This window comes from Streptococcus pseudopneumoniae (genome assembly GCF_001072315.1).
Lineage (GTDB): Bacteria > Bacillota > Bacilli > Lactobacillales > Streptococcaceae > Streptococcus > Streptococcus pseudopneumoniae_R.
In genome coordinates, this window is record NZ_JVLI01000015.1 from 1 (window position 1) to 217 (window position 217).

At 42.9% G+C, this 217-nt stretch carries 1 protein-coding gene; it reads left to right on the forward strand.

Features of this window, described 5'->3' with window-relative positions; all coding sequences use genetic code 11:
* The coding region (locus tag ADH54_RS00785) for an SspB-related isopeptide-forming adhesin (RefSeq protein ID WP_049523467.1) at positions 1 to 217 on the forward strand (217 nt) is incomplete at both ends.

The following is a 217-nucleotide window of genomic DNA, read 5'->3' on the forward strand; positions in this document are numbered from 1 at the left end:
CATTGAAGCAGATAAAGACCGTATTGCCAAAGGGTTCTATATCGTTGATGATTATCCAGAAGAAGCTGTTACGATCAATCAAGATGGTGTTCAAGTAACGGATTCTAAAGGGCAAGTGGTTAAAGGGTTGAAAATGGCTCTTTATGAAAGTCTAGCTAAGGCACCATCAGGTGTCCAAGAAGCCCTGAAGTCTAGCCATTTCACTCCGAAAGGAGCG